We start from the raw sequence: 16,601 nt of genomic DNA on the forward strand, positions 1-16,601 counted from the left end.
TGTCAGGACAGACTAAGCAAAGTTTCGGATGGGGTGACAGAGTGAATGAGAGAATTGCCCAGTACAGGGACAAGGCATCACAGTACTGGAATAGCTTTAGCAAAAAGCAGAAAACATTATTTATTTCAACCTTCTTATTTCTGATTTTGGCAGCAGTGGTTCTCACGATGCAGTTATCCAAGACAGAATATGAAGTGGCGTTCACAGATTTAAATGCAAGTGATTCAGCTGGTGTCATCAATTATCTGAACTCATCTAATATCCCATATAAACTTAGCGCGGACGGAAAAAGTATTTCTGTACCCAGTACAGATGTAGCGCTGACCAAAGTGAATATCGGATCTCAAGGCATCATACAAAATGGTTCCCTTGGTTATAAAGCGTTTGAAAGCTCATCATCACCAATCGGTATGACAGATAAAGAGTTTGATGTGAAATACAACAATGCATTAAACGGAGAAGTTGAAAAGCTACTCCAGCGTATGCAGGGCATTCAGGATGCCAAAGTCCTTGTTAACATGCCAAAAGATAATATCTTTGCAGGTTTGGAAGAACAGGACAAAGCTTCGGCTTCCGTAGCATTGCAATTTAAACCGGGGTATCACCCGAATCAGGCAGCTGTAGATGGATACTTTAATTTGGTTAAAACAGCTGTTCCGAACCTGCCCATCGAGAACATCACCATCACGAACACGGATGAGGCTGAACTCGTTCCAACCGCTCGCGGTGGCAGTGGTGGCTTGTCATCTGAAGTGCAGGAGAACATGGCGTTACAGAAAAAGTTTGAGAGTGACGTGCGAAACAACGTGAAGCAATTCCTCTCTCAAATTGTAGGTGAGGATAAGGTCAACGTTTTGGTGGCCTCCAAACTGAATTTCGATAAAGTGACAAGCAAAGAAAATCTCGTTACACCTGTTGATCAAGAGAACATGAAGGGGATCGAGATCAGTGTACAGCAAATTCAGAAGAGCTACACTGGTGGGGGAACTCCGACAGGTGGTGTAGCAGGAACCGGCCAACAGGACGTTCCAGGGTATCCTTCTTCTGATTCCAATAGCAATGCGAATTCGGAAGAATCATCAAGCACGATAAATTATGAAGTGAATCGAATTGCCAAAGATATCATTTCAAGCCCATATACTGTAAAAGATTTAACCATCAACGTGGCGGTTGAACCACCCGCAGGGCAAAACGAATTGCAACAGCCTGTTCGAGATGCGATCGAAAATATTCTAGTTAATATCGTTCGCGCGTCATTGGCAGACTCAGGCACAACAATAACTGACGCAGACCTGACGAAAAAAGTATCAGTCATGTCACAGGGCTTTGCAACAGCTGCAGATGCCAATACGGGCTTCCAGTTGACACCTGCAATGATGTGGGGTGGCGGAGCACTTATTGCGGTCCTGATCGCTGCGGTAGTGATCTTGTTAGTACGTCGTCGTCGTAAACAAAATGAGATCCAAGAAGAGGAAGAAATCCCGCTTCCAGTAGCAACAGAGTTCCCGTCCATAACATTGGACAGTGTGACGAACGAAAGTCAGGTGCGCAAACAATTGGAGAGTTTGGCCAAGAAAAAGCCGGACGAATTCGTCAATCTGCTGCGTACGTGGCTGGCTGACGAATAGAGGTGAACGCATTGGCAAAGGCAGGCAATGCCGGATTAACTGGCAGACAAAAAGCAGCAATATTATTAATTACATTAGGTCCGGAAGTGTCTGCTCAGATTTTTAAACATCTCCGTGATGAGGAGATTGAGCAGCTTACGTTGGAAATTGCCAACGTACGTAAGGTTGATGCATCCGAAAAGGACATGATTATGTCCGAGTTTCATCAGATTTGTTTGGCACAGGAGTATATCTCTCAGGGCGGTATTACCTATGCAAAGGAAATTTTGGAGAAAGCACTCGGCTCCTCCAAAGCGCTTGAAGTTATTAATCGTTTGACAGCTACGCTACAAGTCAGACCTTTTGACTTCGCACGTAAAGCTGATCCGAATCAGATTCTGAACTTTATTCAGAATGAAAGTCCGCAAACGATTGCGCTTGTACTTTCTTATCTGCAATTTGAGCAAGCGGCGGCCATTCTGTCCTCTCTCCCTCAGGAGAAGCAAGCAGATGTTGCTCGTCGAGTAGCTGTGATGGACAGCACTTCACCAGAAGTTATTTCACAGGTGGAACGTGTGCTGGAACAAAAGTTGTCTTCTACAGTGACGCAGGATTACACAAATGCAGGCGGTATCGAATCCATCGTTCAGATTTTGAATGGTGTCGATCGGGGGACGGAACGTACGATTTTGGACTCCCTTGAGATTCAGGATCCGGAACTTGCAGAAGAGATCAAAAAACGGATGTTTGTTTTCGAAGACATTGTCAATGTGGACGATCGCTCCATTCAACGTATTATTCGGGATATCGACAATGCCGACCTGCAACTTGCACTCAAAGTCGCAAGCGAAGAAGTGCGTGAAGCTGTATTCCGTAATATGTCGAAACGGATGTCCGAAACATTCAAGGAAGAGATGGAGTTCATGGGCCCTGTGCGGCTACGTGATGTGGAGGAAGCTCAGACACGTATCGTAGGTACGATCCGCAGACTGGAAGAAGCTGGCGAGATCATTATCGCACGTGGTGGAGGAGATGATATCATTGTCTAATTTGATTAAATCTTTCCAGTATGTACCGTTAGAAGACCATAAAAGGCTCGAAAATCATCACTATTATGGCGGTGAAGATGAGACTGGATTGGAAGAGGACGGTGCAGCAGTTTCTGAATCGGAAGTGCTTCAGGCACGAGTCGATGAAGAGACAGAACGTCTTACTGCTGAGATGCTGGAAGATGCCAAGGAGTTTGCGGAAAAGCAGGTGCGTGATGCTTCGGAAGAGGCGGAGCGAATGCTTCAGGAAGCCCAGGAACAGATTGAACGCTGGTGGCAGGAGCAACGAGAGCAGGATGAACATCTGACAGAAGCTCTCCGCGCTCAAGGTTTTCAGCAAGGGTTTGAAGAGGGACGAGCACAAGCTGAACTGGATCTCCAGGTGAAGATCGAAGAGATGATGAAAGAAGCACAAGGGGTGCTTCAGGAAGCGTATGTTGCCAAAGAACAGATTATTCAGGAAGCCGAGCCGTTTCTTGTTGAACTTGCTTGTGGCATTGCGGAGAAAGTGATAGATAAGCAACTTACGGTAGAGCCTGAACAAACAATTGAGCTGATACGTCAGAGTTTGTCCAGAAAAAGGGAGCAAGGACAGATCGCGCTCTGCGTGGCGCCTGAGCAGTTTTCTTTTGTACAAGCTTCAAGGGAGGAACTTGCTCTTTCCATTGATTCGCAGGCAGAGTTACAGATTTTGCCTGATGCTACGGTTAAAGATAAGGGCTGTGTTATCCGTTCTTCATTTGGAAGTGTTGATGCAAGAATTGATACACAGCTTGCCGAGATCAAAAAGGAACTGATCCGCATAGCACTTGAGGATGAGGAGCGAAGAAATCAACATGAAGGTTCTTAGTTCACAGCGTTATATGGAGCATCTGCGGCAGTTTGATCCTGTGCGTATAAATGGAAAAGTAACCCAGGTCATTGGGCTTATGGTGGAATCAGAAGGACCGGATGCCAGCATTGGCGACGTATGTTACATCTATCCTGGTAAATCAGCTAAGCCGCTACAGGCTGAAGTTGTGGGGTTTCGGGATAACAAGGTGTTGCTTATGCCGCTTGGAGAACTTCAATCCATTGGTCCGGGTTGTGACGTGGTCGGAACCGGTAAACCTTTAGGAGTACAAGTAGGCTCTGAATTGCTTGGTAAAGTGTTGGACGGACTGGGACAGCCGCTTGACGGTTCATTGTTACCATCCCGAATGCCGATGTACTCTACTTCCAATACCCCTGTTAACCCTATGGATAGACCGCGTGTTCTTGAAACGATGAGTGTAGGCGTGAGGGCAATTGATGGCTTGCTCACTGTAGGCAAAGGACAGCGTGTGGGTATATTTGCCGGTTCAGGTGTCGGAAAAAGTACATTGATGGGCATGATCGCTAGGAATACCGCTGCGGATGTGAACGTGATTGCACTGGTAGGTGAGCGTGGACGGGAGGTTCGTGACTTTATCGAACGGGATCTTGGTCCGGAAGGCCTGGAACGGTCTGTCGTCATCGTGGCAACATCAGATCAACCTGCTCTGATCCGAATCAAGGGTGCTGTCATAGCAACGACGATTGCGGAGTATTTCAGAGATCGAGGCATGAACGTGATGTTAATGATGGATTCGGTGACCCGTTACGCCATGGCGCAAAGGGAAGTCGGTTTGGCAGTAGGAGAACCGCCGGCGATGAGAGGTTATACACCTTCCGTTTTTGCAAGTCTACCGAAACTGTTGGAACGTGCAGGAACAGGTCCCACTGGCTCGATAACAGCCTTCTATACAGTTCTCGTCGATGGGGATGACATGAATGAACCAATTGCAGACGCAGTCCGAGGAATATTGGATGGTCACATCGTGTTGAACCGTGCGATAGCGAATAAAGGTCATTTTCCCGCGATTGATGTGCTTGCAAGTATCAGCCGTGTCATGAAGGACATCGCTCCTGAAGAGCAGATTGATGCGGTTAACAATATGAAACGTCTGATGGCAGTGTACAAAGAGTCCGAAGATTTGATTAACATCGGTGCGTATCAACGGGGATCAAATGCAGCTATAGATGAAGCGATGGATCAGATTGATCATATCTGGGATTTTACGAAGCAAAAAGTTGATGAAAAGGTAACGTTAAGTGAAGTACAGGAGCGTTTGATTCTTGAATTCGCAAGGAGATGAAGGGTAAACGATGAAATTTCGATATCATTTCCAGAAGGTTGTTGACCTGAAAAGCAATGAGAAGACACAGGCAGAATGGATGTTATCCACAGCGATCGGTAAACTTCAGACGGAAGAAGAGCATTTGTTGCAATTGATTAATGATCGAAATAATCTGATGAACATTATTCAAGCGGCAACTGAAAATTGTGCTTCCGTATCCAGTTTGCAGGAAATGCAGCGATATGCATATCACCTTGACGAATGTATATCGCGTAAGAACAGTGATGTGGAGAATGCTCAGGTCAATGTGCAGCGGAATCAGAGCTTTCTGAATGGTAAAGTAGTTGACGAAAAAGTGTGGCTTGGAGCGAGAGATAAGGCTAAAGGCAGATTTCAGCAGGAGATGCTCCTCCGGGAACAGAACGATCTGGACGAGATGGCTACTGTACGCTTCGCCGCCAAAGCCCGCGCGAACTGATGTGAGCCGGATGCGAAGTTGTCTCGTGAAGGAGGAATGAACGGTGGCTGTAAAAGACACTGATATCGAAAAAGAGTCCGGGAGTGGATGGGAAAAGTTTCTCATGATTTCGATCCCGATTGTATTCACGGTTGTACTCTTAGGTGTACTACTTACTCTATTTAATGTAGATATTCGAAATAACGCGCTCGAACTTGCCAAAAAAATTCCTGTAGTCAAGAATTGGGTACCTGATCCGGTGCTTGATCCGGAGAAGGAGAAGTTGGAAAAGAGCGAAAAGCAGGTTGAAAGTGCGGAAGCAACGATTGAAAAGCTAAAATCTCAGGTCACAGCGAAAGAAGCAGAACTGAAAGCGGCCAAAGATGCGGCTACTGCGGAGACGCAGAAAACAGCTGATTTGCAAAAGAAATTGGATGATGCAAATAAGGCTACTGAAACAGCTGCAGCTTCTGAACCGGAAACCGAAAGTGATTATCAGAAGCAGATTAAAAGTCTGGCTAAAATGTACGCTGATATGAGCCCAAGTAAAGCCGCTCCGATTTTGCAAAATATGACGAATGAAGAAATGGTGCTTATGTTGAGCGCGATGCAGTCGACTGCCCGGACGAAGGTGCTGGAAAAGATGGATCCGAAGACTGCAGCGGATGTGACCATGCTGATGAAGGATGCGAAGCCTTCAGGCGATCTTGCCTTGGATGCCCTGCAGTCCCGATTGAAAAAGGAAACAGCAGCAACGACCACGACAACAGGAACTAATAGTAAAAATTTGGATAAAAATCAGTTAAGCCAGACCTTTGCTTCGATGTCTGCGTCAAGCGGAGCCAAACTATTGCTCGAAACCTATAAAATTAGTCCGGATAAAACACTGACCATACTCAATTCAGTTAATGATGCAACACGATCCCAGTTGCTTGAGAACATGTCTAAAGAAGATTCGGTTGAGACAGCCAAAGTGTTGAATCGGCTAATGGGCAATAAGTAACAACTCTATTCTTAATGCATGGAGGGGAGGTGAAAAAATGTCACTCGTATATCAAATGAACGCTGGGGCTTCTTCCAAAACTTCTGGTTCAACACAGTCATCAACAGCGCAGTCTAAAGGTTCGGTTACAGGAACTGGAGCTGAGTTCTTGCAGACGCTGGCACAGTCATTGGCTGGGGGAAGCGGAACTGGTGAGGGTACTGATGGAACGAATGGTGCAGTAACAACAAAGACGTCTGCTCCGTTGATGTTTACTTTTGCCTCAGAAAATGAAGAAAATAACACATCTGTAACGGACGCGTTAAGTTCACTATTAGTTGGTACGGATTCGTCAGGTTTGATGGAAATGCTTGAAAAATTATTTGGTGATCTGGATACGTTAGACAAAGCTCTGGAAAATGATCCGGCCTTGCTTGCAGGTCTTCAATCGTTGATCCAGCAATTGTACGCATTATTAAATAAAAATTCAGATGGAAATCAGCAAGCTTCACTAAGTGAGGTTGGTTCTAATTTAGATCAAGCTCCTACATCTGCATCTGCTGTTGAACTGTCTCAGCATCCAGCTGCAGTCCGTTTTGTATTACAGGATGTGCTGACACAATTGGCAACGGAAGTTCTTAAACCAGGTCCTAATGTAGTCAAGAGTGCTCCCGAATTCCAACACTTACTTCAGCAGTTGCAGAGTCAGTTGAAGGAAGCTGGAGTCGAAACGGATGGGAAAAAGGGTTGGTCTGAACTCAAATCGATACTGAATACATTCTCAGCAATAAAGGATGCAGCTGTTCAAACACCTAACGGTGCTCCGACTACAGCATCCAAAACAGATGGGATAACACCTCAGACGACTGCATCAGCAACAGTTCAAACAGAATCTAAAGCAACAACAGTGACGGTTAAAAATGACTCAACACCCGTTGCCGATGCGCAACCTGCAATCCATCATTCAAACATTGTAACAGCTGGCGAGTTATCCTTGCGAAGCTCAGGTACAGTCGTGAGCAAACCCGCTGAGCCTGTCATGCAAGCAACGAATTTTGCCAAAGAAATGACGCAATTCGTGGTTAGCAAGCTGGATATCGTGAATCAAAAAGGATTTTCTGAAGCCACAATCTCTCTCCGCCCTGAACATTTGGGAAAATTGGATGTACAGATTACGTTGCAAAACGGACAATTGGTTGCCAGGTTCATGACTGAACATGTCATGGCGAAAGACATGCTTGAACAACAGATGATGCAGTTACGTTCCTCGTTACAGTCTCAGGGCATTCAGGTGGAACGGCTCGAGGTCACTCAGAACAGTTCGCTCGGATCTGAAATGTATCAGGATGGCGGACGTCAACAAGGAAATCAATCTCAGCAACAAAAACGTTCCCGTGAGCGTGGGGAGCATACCGATGAAGCTGTGACAGCCGCGGGGCTGCAGGAAGAGTTGCGCAACTGGCGTAGCGAGCAGGTGGAAGGTAGCGAAATTCAGAGAGAGTCATTTACTGCAGAGGCTTAAACAGGGATGAGGTGAATATATGGCAAATGAAATTGTTTCTACTAATAATACTTGGCCTAATTACGCGGCTGCAAATAGAGCCACAACAAGTGCTGCAACGAAAGAACTTGGTAAGGATCAATTTCTGAAAATTTTGATCACGCAGTTGCAGAATCAGGATCCGATGCAGCCGATGGAAGATAAAGAGTTTATCGCTCAAATGGCGCAATTTAGCTCAGTGGAGCAACTGGTTAACATCTCTACGCAGCTTAAAACGTTAAATCAGTCACTTGGAGCGGTATCGGGTATGATCGGTATGGAAATCAGTTGGCTTTCTTCTGATAAAACAGACAGTGGTACGCTTCGTCAGGGTACTGTAGATTCAATCATTGTGCGAGACGGCGTTCAGTATGCGAAGGTGGGCAACGACGAAATTAAACTGGATGAAATCATTCAGGTGAATCGTGCCAAGCAAGCTGAGGAAACGAAGTCAGCTTCCCAGAACGTTCAAAGTGATGCTACAAATACTAATGGTAGTAACCCGTCTGATGTGAATGCCGGGACGAGTGAACCTGAAGATCGAGAGCAGAGCATATGAGTGACCGTATAACCGTTGGACAGTTATATACGGGTCCTGTTACTCCAAATATGCTTCGCAAACCTCAAACGGGAGACGCATCTGGTGCACCGTCTAAACCCTTTGCTCAAGTACTGGAAGATAACCTTTTAAAACTCAGCAATCATGCAGCTAAACGATTAGAACAACGTGGTATCGAGTTGAAAACCGAACAAATGAAACAAATTGGTTCTGCACTGGACAAGGCTGCTGCCAAAGGGGCAAAAGAGTCACTCATTTTGATGCAGGATATGGCTTTTATCGTCAATGTCAAAAATCGTACTGTCGTTACAGCAATGGATAGTGAAAGTATGAAAGACAATGTCTTTACTCAAATCGATAGTGCTGTAATTATTTCATAGCCGGCTGGCCCTTCTCGGGAGCCGGAATGCCGCTGACCGACTGATGCGGCAACCAATTTAAGGCTGGGAGGATTTTGTAAAATGTTGAAATCGATGTACTCAGGCGTTTCCGGGATGAGGGGTTTTCAAACCAAACTCGATGTCATTGGTAACAATATCGCGAACGTAAACACGGTTGGATTTAAAGGAAGCCGAGTGATGTTCAAAGACATTATGAGCCAAACGACTAAAGGGGTAACGGCTCCAACGGATGCACCTTCTGGTGGTGTCAATGCACAGCAAATAGGTCTAGGTGTTTCAGTAGGGTCGATTGACACAATGCATTTGGCTGGTAGCCCGATGACCACCAATAATCCTACTGACCTTCGAATTAATGGAGATGGATTTTTTCTGGTACGCTTGAGTGATGCGCAAACGGTACCTTACTTGACTCGTGCGGGTGATTTCCATGTTGATGCTGCCCGGAACCTGGTAACTTCTGATGGCTTGTTCGTATTGGATAATGGTGGTGCCAACATTACTCTTGAGGATGATGTAGTTTCATTCACAATCGGTCAGGATGGTTTCATCAATCAGACGATGGCTGATGGAACGGTTCAAGCCGGAGCGCAGCTGGGGATTGGTAAAGTTGTTAACCCTTCAGGTCTAGAGAAAATTGGGGGCAACTTGTATCGTATGACGGCGAATGCCAATCCGGATGGGGTACTTGATCCAGTTACAGCAAATAGTGCAGAAGACGGTACAGGGGCTATCATTGCTGGTCAGCTCGAAATGTCCAATGTTGATTTGACGAATGAGTTTACCGAGATGATTGTGTCACAGCGTGGCTTCCAAGCGAACTCCCGGATCATTACAACATCAGACGAAATTCTTCAAGAGGTCGTTAACCTGAAACGATAATAACTGATTAGTGATTTTGAAATGGTGGGGGAGCTTGCTCCTCCACTATGATTGAGGGGGCTTGACATGATTTCAGTTACGCGGTTAAATGGTTCTCCCATGTGGTTAAATGCGCTGATGGTCGAAATCGTGGAAGAGACGCCGGACACGTATATTACTCTGGTAACGGGAAAAAGATTAATCGTGCTTGAAAAGGCCGATGAAGTGATTTCCAAAATCAAAGAATACAACCGTGAAATTGGAGTTCAGGCAGCCACGATTAAAGTGCAGCAAACGGAGGAGTCCTGATGAAAAAGATGATGCCCTGGATTGCAACAACGTTGCTTGCAATCACACTCATTGTGGTCGTAGTTTTTGTATTTATGCAAAGTCAAAACAAGAACGACAATACACATACAGCGGCAGCTGCTGAAGAAAAAAAGCTGACAGCAGATGAAATTGTAGAGGTTTCATCCGAGCTGGGACAGATTAAGACCAATTTGGCTGATGCAGATCGTATTATTATGGTTAGTTTCTCTTTCAAGTTGTCGGATAAGAAAGCTAAAGAAGACTTTGAGAAAATTAAAAGTATTACGGTTAAGCCAATCATTATTGAGACGCTTGCGGATACCAAGGCTGAGGCACTGAGTTCGGCAAAAGGTATGAAACAATTCAATGAGAAACTAACGGGGCTAATTAATGAGGCATTGCCTGAGCCGAACTTGAAAAGCACAAGTGTTTCAGACATTGTTATAGCGCCAATGTAATGAATAGAACAAGCTGTAGACCTGTAAGGGGGTGAGAACATGGTGGATGTATTATCACAAAACGAGATTGACGCCCTATTAGCAGCCCTTTCTTCAGGCGAAATGGACGCCGAGGAATTGAAAAAGGAAGAAACTCAGAAGAAAATCAGGTCTTACGATTTTAAACGGGCAGTGCGTTTCTCCAAGGATCACATTCGAAGTCTGACGCGTATTCATGAAAACTTTGCTCGTTTTCTCACCACTTATTTTTCGGCTCAGCTGCGGACGTTCGTTCAGATCAATGTTGTGCAGGTAGAACAGTTGCCTTATGACGAGTTTATCCGTTCTATTCCCAAGATGACAATTTTGAACATTTTCGAAGCAGAGCCATTACAGGGACGAATGGTCATGGAGGTTCACCCGAATGTGGGATATGCGATGCTGGATCGTCTGCTAGGTGGTACAGGCAGTGCTCCGACCAAAATTGCAAGCATGACAGAAATTGAAACGACGATTATGGAACGGATATTCAGCCGAGCCTTCGAAAGTTTGCAGGAAGCCTGGAAGACGGTACTGGATATCTCGCCTAGAATGGAAGCGCTGGAGACGAATCCTCAGTTTATGCAGATTGTATCTCCCAATGAGACCATTGCCTTGATCTCGCTAAGTACCAAAATCGGCGATACCACAGGCATGATCAATTTGTGTATACCGCATGTCGTTCTTGAGCCTATTATGTCCCGGTTATCAACACATCAGTGGTTTGTTTCAGAGAAGAAAACGAGAGCTCCGGAAGAATACGAAGCGCTGAGATCACGTGTAAACAAAGCCAAATTACCTGTTGTAGCCGAACTTGGTGAATCCAGAATTTCGATAGCCGAGTTTTTAGGATTATCGGTTGGCGATGTCATTACGCTGAATAAACCGGTGGAAGAGGGGCTTTCCATTAAAGTTGGTGACAGACTGAAGTATATTGGCAGTCCGGGAACGATTAAGGACCGTGTGGCTGTGCAAATAGATCAAATTGTCACCGAAGGAGTTGAAGAATTTGACGAGTAAGGATTATTTATCCCAGGAAGAGATCGACGCTTTGCTTCGGCAATCGGAATCCATCTCGAGTTCTGAACCCGCTGAGAAAACGGTTGATGATTTTCTGACGGAGCTGGAACAGGATGCCTTGGGGGAGATTGGTAACATCACTTTTGGCAGTGCTGCGACTGCGTTGTCCACACTATTAGGCCTTAAAGTGGATATTACAACACCTAAAGTATCAATTATTAGCCGAACACAGTTCGAAGAAGCATTTCCTAAACCACATGTTGCCGTTCATGTGAACTATGTGGATGGATTCGAGGGCATTAACTCACTGGTTATCAAAAAGAGAGATGCGCAAATTATCGCTGATTTAATGCTGGGCGGTGAGGGAAATCCGGCCGACGAAGAATTGAACGAAATTCACATTAGCGCGGTACAGGAAGCGATGAACCAAATGATGGGGTCTTCTGCCACATCTATGTCGACCATCTTCAACCGGTTTGTTAATATTTCTCCTCCAGGGATTGATATTCTCAACTTGGAAAGCGGCGAGGGTGTGACCAATCTACCACCCGATGAAACACTCATTCAAGTTTCGTTCCGTCTGTTAGTAGGGGATCTGATTGATTCGAATTTGATGCAGTTGCTTCCTGTACATTTTGCGAAAAACATGGTGGATATGTTAATTGGAGGTGCTCAAGAGTCGACCTCCAGTGCTCCTGTAGCTTCAACACCCGAGCCTGCTCCGACGCCAGTGGCACCACCAACGCCACCACCGGTTATGGAACAGCCGCCGGCTCAGCAACAGATGCCTCCACAGGTTCCACAGCAGCCTGTTCAGGACTATAGTGGATATGGCCAAGCTCCGATGGGAATGCCTCAAGGTATGCCACCGCAGCAACCATATGGTATGCCACCGCAACAACCACATCATATGCCACCACAGCCAGCTTATGGTGAGCCTCAACACTATGGTGCTGCGCCAAATAGGAATGTGAATGTACAGCCTGTTCAATTCGCCAATTTGCAAAATGGCGCTTTTGCTAATGTAGACGAGAACAATTTGAATTTATTGATGGACATTCCCCTTAAGGTCACCGTAGAATTAGGAAGGACCCAAAAGCAAATTAAAGATATATTGGAATTATCACAAGGTTCGATTGTCGAACTAGATAAGTTGGCTGGTGAACCTGTCGATATTTTGGTCAATAACAAACTGATCGCCAAGGGTGAAGTTGTTGTCATTGACGAAAACTTTGGTGTTCGTGTTATAGATATTCTAAGCCAATGGGACCGTATTCAGAAATTACAATAAGCACAATTCAGGGAGGATTTGAACCAACATGGCAAATCGAATTTTAGTCGTAGACGACGCTGCATTTATGAGAATGATGATCCGGGACATTTTGTCCAAAAATGGGTACGAAGTCGTAGGAGAAGCACCAGATGGTGCACAAGCCGTTGAGAAGTTCAAGGAACTTCGTCCGGATCTGATTACAATGGATATTACAATGCCTGAGATGGATGGTATTGCTGCTCTGAAAGAAATTAAAAAAATTGATGCAAATGCAAAAGTAATTATGTGTTCTGCAATGGGCCAACAAGCGATGGTTATTGATGCCATTCAAGCTGGAGCCAAAGATTTTATCGTTAAACCTTTCCAATCTGATCGGGTTATCGAAGCAATCAGCAAAACACTGGGAGCTTAAGAAGCATGTTGATGGCTCAGGGGGGTACTCCAGAACCAGCTGGCGCAGGAATCAATTATTATCTACAGCTAGTATGGGTGATTGTTGTCCTGGCCGTCATCCTGGTTCTTATTGTCTACCTGATTCGATTCTTGAACAAACGAAATCAGCAATGGTTTCGAAGCGGAACCATTCGCATTTTGGGCGGGGTCGGACTAGGACAAAACAAGTCACTGCAAATTTTAGAGATTGGCGGAAACGTTTATTTGATCGGTGTGGGCGAGAATATACAGCTGCTGGATAAGGTTTCGGATTTGGAAGAAGCACAGAGAATTGTGGATTCCTTTGAACGGGATGCTGTTTCACAGCAAGGAAACCTCCCACCCATCATAGCCAAGCTCGCTAAACGTCTTCGTAAAGAAGAACCGCCTCGGGAAATGGAAATTGAGGACACTGCTTCTTTTCATGAGATGTTTGAATCCAAACTTCGGCAGATGCCAAACCGTAAAGAGAAGATGGAGAAGCTCCTGGATCAAGACAATACTACAGATCGGTCGAGGGATTCATGAAGAAAAAGATTTGGTTAGCGTGTTGTTTCGTAGGACTTATCAGCCTGGCATCCGTTACGGTGGCTTTTGCCGAGCCGATTCCTAATATTGATATACAGATTGGGAACGGTGATGGCAGCACGCCAAGTACTAGTTCATTATCTATTATTCTATTAATTACGGTGCTTAGCATAGCCCCGGCATTGCTGGTACTGATGACCAGTTTTACTCGGATTGTGATTGTGCTTGGGTTTGTCCGAACTTCACTCGGAACCCAGCAGATGCCTCCGAATCAGGTATTGGTCGGTCTGGCCCTTTTTCTTACACTTTTCATCATGTCTCCTACTTTATCTTCTATTAATCAGGTTGCATTACAGCCTTATCTTAAAGGAGATTTGACACAAACGGAGGCGCTGGAAAAGGCAGCAGATCCGATTAAGAAATTTATGTTTACTCATACGCGTGAGAAGGATATCTTGCTGTTCATGAAATATAATCAGGCGGAACAGCCGAAATCGTATCAGGATATTCCAATCACGGTAATGGTACCGGCATATGCAATCAGTGAGCTCAAAACAGCTTTCCAGATGGGATTTATGATATTTATTCCTTTCCTGGTGATCGACATCGTTGTGGCGAGTACACTCATGGCCATGGGTATGATGATGCTTCCCCCGGTCATGATCTCATTACCTTTCAAAATACTGCTCTTTGTTCTGGTGGACGGGTGGTATCTGGTAGTCAAGTCACTGTTGCTGAGTTTTAATACTTGAACCGGAGAGTTAAAGGAGGACGGTCATGACTTCGGAGTTTATTATCGGTCTGGCCGGAAAAGCAGTATACACGTCATTGCTGGCCAGTGCACCTATGCTCATACTAGCTCTGGTTGTAGGACTTATGATTAGTATTTTCCAAGCAACGACTCAGATTCAAGAGCAGACGCTCGCTTTTGTACCTAAAATTGTCGCAGTACTACTGGCGGTACTTTTGTTTGGGCCCTGGATCTTGAATATATTAATGGATTTCACATTCAACATACTCGATAATTTATACAGATACATAGGGTAGGCTTTAGCCGATGGAGACATTGCTGCAAAGTTTCCCTGTCGCTCTGCTTATGTTTTGTCGAATTGCCTCATTTTTTGTAACTGCACCTGTATTTTCAGCTCGAAATGTGCCCACTTCGTTTAAAGTGGGAATATCTGCATTTGTTACGCTGACAGTGTACATGAGCTTTGGTATTCATCAGACTGTTCCAACCGACGTAAGTTACATTCTGCTGGTTATCAGAGAAATCCTTATCGGTCTGCTTCTGGGATTTACAGCCTATCTTCTCATGACGGCAGTCCAGACGGCGGGCACGTTTATTGATCTTCAGGTTGGTTTTGGTATGGCTAATGTTTACGACCCTATGACTGGTGCATCTGCACCGCTCACAGGTAACCTGAAATATGCTTTCGCCATGCTACTCTTCCTGACAATGAATGGTCATCATTACCTGCTAGATGGAATTGTTTATAGTTACCGCTGGATTCCATTATCCAATCAATTTTATATCAGACTAGCCGATGGAAGTATAGCAGAGTTTTTGGTGAACACCTTAGGACAATCATTTATGTTGGCTTTCCAAATGGCAGCACCAATTGTTGTAGCATTGTTTTTGACAGATGTAGGCTTAGGGTTTCTAGCCAAAACAGCTCCACAATTTAACGTTTTTGCTGTCGGAATGCCGCTTAAAGTACTTGTTGGATTGGCCATTTTGCTTTTGCTCGTTCCTAGCTTTGGATTTATATTTAGTCAATTATTTGAAGCCATATTTAGATCCATGGAGAAATTACTGGGTACGATTGGGCAAAGACCTGGATGAGGGATTGGAGGGTAAGACTCGCATGAAACTTCAACTCGACCTCCAGTTATTTTCCGGAGAGAAGACGGAAAAAGCTACTCCCAAGAAGAGAAGTGATGCCCGTAAAAAGGGGCAGGTTGTCAAGAGCGCAGAAATTTCTGGAGCTTCCATCCTCTTGTTTACGTTTTTAATCCTCATGACTTTTAGTAATTTTTACAAAGAGCGAATTGTTCGATTGTTCACAGATATCTTCATGAACAGGCTGAGCATGGAAGTGAATAGTGAAAATGTTATGGCTTTGATGATGCGTTATGGAATAGAAGTTATGTTGTTACTCGCGCCTGTATTGATTGTAGCTTATCTTGTAGCCTTGCTTGTGAATTATATGCAGGTTGGATTTCTGCTGATCGGTGAGGGATTGAAGCCAAAGCTTGAGAAGTTAGATCCGATTAAAGGCTTCAAAAATATATTCTCATTACGATCATTGGTTGAATTCGCTAAGTCAATCTTAAAAATGACAATTATCGGGTATTTGGTATACAGCACTATTATTCAATATAAGTCAGATATAGCTGCACTTTCTCATTTCTCGCTTGACGCAATTTTACACTTTGCGGCCTCGATTACTTTGAGCCTCGGGGTTAAGATTGCTGCCGCTCTGATGGTTTTGGCCATATTTGATTACATTTATCAAAAGTATGATAACGAAAAGAAACTGAGGATGTCGAAGCAAGATATCAAGGATGAGTATAAGAAAATGGAAGGCGATCCGCTGATCAAAGGCAAAATCCGGGAGCGTCAGCGTCGTATGGCTATGCAGCGTATGATGCAGGAAGTACCGAACGCTGATGTCATCATCACGAACCCGACACACTTTGCAGTAGCACTGAAGTATGAGGGATCTGAGATGGAAGCTCCGCAAATTATTGCTAAAGGGCAGGATTATGTCGCTCTGCGCATTAAAGAAATTGCCAAAGAACACGGTGTGATTACGATGGAAAACAAACCACTGGCACGGGCATTGTTCCAGAGAGCTGAGATTGGTGACGCTATACCGGCCGATTTGTTTCAAGCTGTAGCCGAAGTGCTGGCTTATGTATATAAACTTAAGGGCAGAACGAAATAACAGGGATCGGAGGCCGTACAT

General features: G+C 44.9%; 20 protein-coding genes. All 20 read left to right on the forward strand.

The genetic code is table 11. From position 1 onward, the window contains the following. Window positions 1-41 precede the first annotated feature (41 nt). Window positions 42-1,628, forward strand: coding sequence for a flagellar basal-body MS-ring/collar protein FliF (gene fliF / locus MHI38_RS27235; RefSeq protein ID WP_154886378.1), 1,587 nt, complete (start codon window positions 42-44; stop codon window positions 1,626-1,628). Window positions 1,629-1,639: 11 nt separating this feature from the next. Further along, window positions 1,640-2,656 (forward strand): flagellar motor switch protein FliG, encoded by a 1,017-nt coding sequence (gene fliG, locus MHI38_RS27240; RefSeq protein WP_090923874.1) that lies wholly within the window; start codon window positions 1,640-1,642, stop codon window positions 2,654-2,656. Continuing rightward, window positions 2,649-3,506 carry a FliH/SctL family protein gene (locus MHI38_RS27245; RefSeq protein WP_154886376.1) on the forward strand — a complete coding sequence of 286 codons (858 nt, stop codon included), beginning with the start codon at window positions 2,649-2,651 and terminating at the stop codon, window positions 3,504-3,506. The genes fliG and MHI38_RS27245 overlap by 8 nt, the downstream gene beginning before the upstream one ends. Beyond that, window positions 3,493-4,812 (forward strand): flagellar protein export ATPase FliI, encoded by a 1,320-nt coding sequence (gene fliI, locus MHI38_RS27250; RefSeq protein WP_145329755.1) that lies wholly within the window; start codon window positions 3,493-3,495, stop codon window positions 4,810-4,812. The genes MHI38_RS27245 and fliI overlap by 14 nt, the downstream gene beginning before the upstream one ends. Window positions 4,813-4,822: 10 nt before the next feature. Continuing rightward, the gene (gene fliJ / locus MHI38_RS27255) at window positions 4,823-5,272 is read left to right on the forward strand and encodes a flagellar export protein FliJ (RefSeq protein WP_154886374.1); all 450 of its coding nucleotides are present in this window, start codon (window positions 4,823-4,825) and stop codon (window positions 5,270-5,272) included. A 43-nt stretch (window positions 5,273-5,315) separates the two neighbouring features. Beyond that, on the forward strand, window positions 5,316-6,254 hold the full coding sequence (locus MHI38_RS27260; RefSeq protein ID WP_154886372.1) for a MotE family protein: 939 nt from the start codon (window positions 5,316-5,318) through the stop codon (window positions 6,252-6,254). A 37-nt stretch (window positions 6,255-6,291) separates the two neighbouring features. Continuing rightward, complete coding sequence (locus tag MHI38_RS27265) at window positions 6,292-7,755, forward strand: flagellar hook-length control protein FliK (RefSeq protein WP_154886370.1); 1,464 nt, start codon at window positions 6,292-6,294, stop codon at window positions 7,753-7,755. 19 nt (window positions 7,756-7,774) lie between these two features. Next, window positions 7,775-8,332, forward strand: coding sequence for a flagellar hook capping FlgD N-terminal domain-containing protein (locus MHI38_RS27270; protein ID WP_154886368.1), 558 nt, complete (start codon window positions 7,775-7,777; stop codon window positions 8,330-8,332). 50 nt (window positions 8,333-8,382) lie between these two features. Then, a complete protein-coding gene (locus MHI38_RS27275) occupies window positions 8,383-8,712 on the forward strand; it encodes a TIGR02530 family flagellar biosynthesis protein (protein WP_373323208.1) in 330 nt (109 codons plus the stop codon). A gap of 81 nt (window positions 8,713-8,793) precedes the next feature. Beyond that, window positions 8,794-9,612, forward strand: coding sequence for a flagellar basal body rod protein FlgG (gene flgG / locus MHI38_RS27280; RefSeq protein WP_090923866.1), 819 nt, complete (start codon window positions 8,794-8,796; stop codon window positions 9,610-9,612). A 66-nt stretch (window positions 9,613-9,678) separates the two neighbouring features. After that, window positions 9,679-9,900 (forward strand): flagellar FlbD family protein, encoded by a 222-nt coding sequence (locus tag MHI38_RS27285; RefSeq protein WP_056700597.1) that lies wholly within the window; start codon window positions 9,679-9,681, stop codon window positions 9,898-9,900. After that, on the forward strand, window positions 9,900-10,358 hold the full coding sequence (locus MHI38_RS27290; protein WP_090923865.1) for a flagellar basal body-associated FliL family protein: 459 nt from the start codon (window positions 9,900-9,902) through the stop codon (window positions 10,356-10,358). Before MHI38_RS27285 ends, MHI38_RS27290 begins: the two co-directional genes overlap by 1 nt. Window positions 10,359-10,397: 39 nt before the next feature. Next, on the forward strand, window positions 10,398-11,396 hold the full coding sequence (gene fliM, locus MHI38_RS27295; RefSeq protein ID WP_090923864.1) for a flagellar motor switch protein FliM: 999 nt from the start codon (window positions 10,398-10,400) through the stop codon (window positions 11,394-11,396). Next, window positions 11,386-12,687 carry a flagellar motor switch phosphatase FliY gene (gene fliY, locus MHI38_RS27300; RefSeq protein WP_154886364.1) on the forward strand — a complete coding sequence of 434 codons (1,302 nt, stop codon included), beginning with the start codon at window positions 11,386-11,388 and terminating at the stop codon, window positions 12,685-12,687. The genes fliM and fliY overlap by 11 nt, the downstream gene beginning before the upstream one ends. A gap of 28 nt (window positions 12,688-12,715) precedes the next feature. After that, the gene (locus MHI38_RS27305) at window positions 12,716-13,081 is read left to right on the forward strand and encodes a response regulator (RefSeq protein ID WP_090923862.1); all 366 of its coding nucleotides are present in this window, start codon (window positions 12,716-12,718) and stop codon (window positions 13,079-13,081) included. Window positions 13,082-13,092: 11 nt separating this feature from the next. Next, entirely contained in the window at window positions 13,093-13,629 is a 537-nt protein-coding gene (locus MHI38_RS27310; protein ID WP_090923949.1) for a flagellar biosynthetic protein FliO, read from the forward strand. Further along, on the forward strand, window positions 13,626-14,381 hold the full coding sequence (fliP, locus tag MHI38_RS27315; protein ID WP_090923861.1) for a flagellar type III secretion system pore protein FliP: 756 nt from the start codon (window positions 13,626-13,628) through the stop codon (window positions 14,379-14,381). Before MHI38_RS27310 ends, fliP begins: the two co-directional genes overlap by 4 nt. Window positions 14,382-14,406: 25 nt before the next feature. Beyond that, window positions 14,407-14,676, forward strand: a complete 270-nt coding sequence (fliQ, locus tag MHI38_RS27320) for a flagellar biosynthesis protein FliQ (RefSeq protein ID WP_154886362.1) — start codon at window positions 14,407-14,409, stop codon at window positions 14,674-14,676. A gap of 10 nt (window positions 14,677-14,686) precedes the next feature. After that, entirely contained in the window at window positions 14,687-15,475 is a 789-nt protein-coding gene (gene fliR / locus MHI38_RS27325) for a flagellar biosynthetic protein FliR (RefSeq protein ID WP_154886361.1), read from the forward strand. A 22-nt stretch (window positions 15,476-15,497) separates the two neighbouring features. Then, complete coding sequence (gene flhB / locus MHI38_RS27330; protein ID WP_154886360.1) at window positions 15,498-16,580, forward strand: flagellar biosynthesis protein FlhB; 1,083 nt, start codon at window positions 15,498-15,500, stop codon at window positions 16,578-16,580. The last annotated feature ends 21 nt before the right edge of the window (window positions 16,581-16,601 follow it).

Source organism: Paenibacillus sp. FSL K6-1558 (assembly GCF_038002565.1).
In the GTDB taxonomy this organism is placed as follows: Bacteria; Bacillota; Bacilli; order Paenibacillales; family Paenibacillaceae; genus Paenibacillus; species Paenibacillus polysaccharolyticus.

What these genes read in the sequence shown, in the direction of transcription:
- fliP (WP_090923861.1), top strand. Translation starts at nt 13,626, where the DNA reads ATGAAGAAAAAGATTTGGTTAGCGTGTTGTTTCGTAGGACTTATCAGC.
- MHI38_RS27275 (WP_373323208.1), top strand. Translation starts at nt 8,383, where the DNA reads ATGCTTCGCAAACCTCAAACGGGAGACGCATCTGGTGCACCGTCTAAA.
- MHI38_RS27310 (WP_090923949.1), top strand. Translation starts at nt 13,093, where the DNA reads ATGGCTCAGGGGGGTACTCCAGAACCAGCTGGCGCAGGAATCAATTAT.
- fliJ (WP_154886374.1), top strand. Translation starts at nt 4,823, where the DNA reads ATGAAATTTCGATATCATTTCCAGAAGGTTGTTGACCTGAAAAGCAAT.
- flgG (WP_090923866.1), top strand. Translation starts at nt 8,794, where the DNA reads ATGTTGAAATCGATGTACTCAGGCGTTTCCGGGATGAGGGGTTTTCAA.
- flhB (WP_154886360.1), top strand. Translation starts at nt 15,498, where the DNA reads ATGAAACTTCAACTCGACCTCCAGTTATTTTCCGGAGAGAAGACGGAA.
- MHI38_RS27285 (WP_056700597.1), top strand. Translation starts at nt 9,679, where the DNA reads ATGATTTCAGTTACGCGGTTAAATGGTTCTCCCATGTGGTTAAATGCG.
- fliQ (WP_154886362.1), top strand. Translation starts at nt 14,407, where the DNA reads ATGACTTCGGAGTTTATTATCGGTCTGGCCGGAAAAGCAGTATACACG.
- fliM (WP_090923864.1), top strand. Translation starts at nt 10,398, where the DNA reads ATGGTGGATGTATTATCACAAAACGAGATTGACGCCCTATTAGCAGCC.
- MHI38_RS27305 (WP_090923862.1), top strand. Translation starts at nt 12,716, where the DNA reads ATGGCAAATCGAATTTTAGTCGTAGACGACGCTGCATTTATGAGAATG.
- MHI38_RS27290 (WP_090923865.1), top strand. Translation starts at nt 9,900, where the DNA reads ATGAAAAAGATGATGCCCTGGATTGCAACAACGTTGCTTGCAATCACA.
- MHI38_RS27265 (WP_154886370.1), top strand. Translation starts at nt 6,292, where the DNA reads ATGTCACTCGTATATCAAATGAACGCTGGGGCTTCTTCCAAAACTTCT.
- fliI (WP_145329755.1), top strand. Translation starts at nt 3,493, where the DNA reads ATGAAGGTTCTTAGTTCACAGCGTTATATGGAGCATCTGCGGCAGTTT.
- fliR (WP_154886361.1), top strand. Translation starts at nt 14,687, where the DNA reads ATGGAGACATTGCTGCAAAGTTTCCCTGTCGCTCTGCTTATGTTTTGT.
- MHI38_RS27270 (WP_154886368.1), top strand. Translation starts at nt 7,775, where the DNA reads ATGGCAAATGAAATTGTTTCTACTAATAATACTTGGCCTAATTACGCG.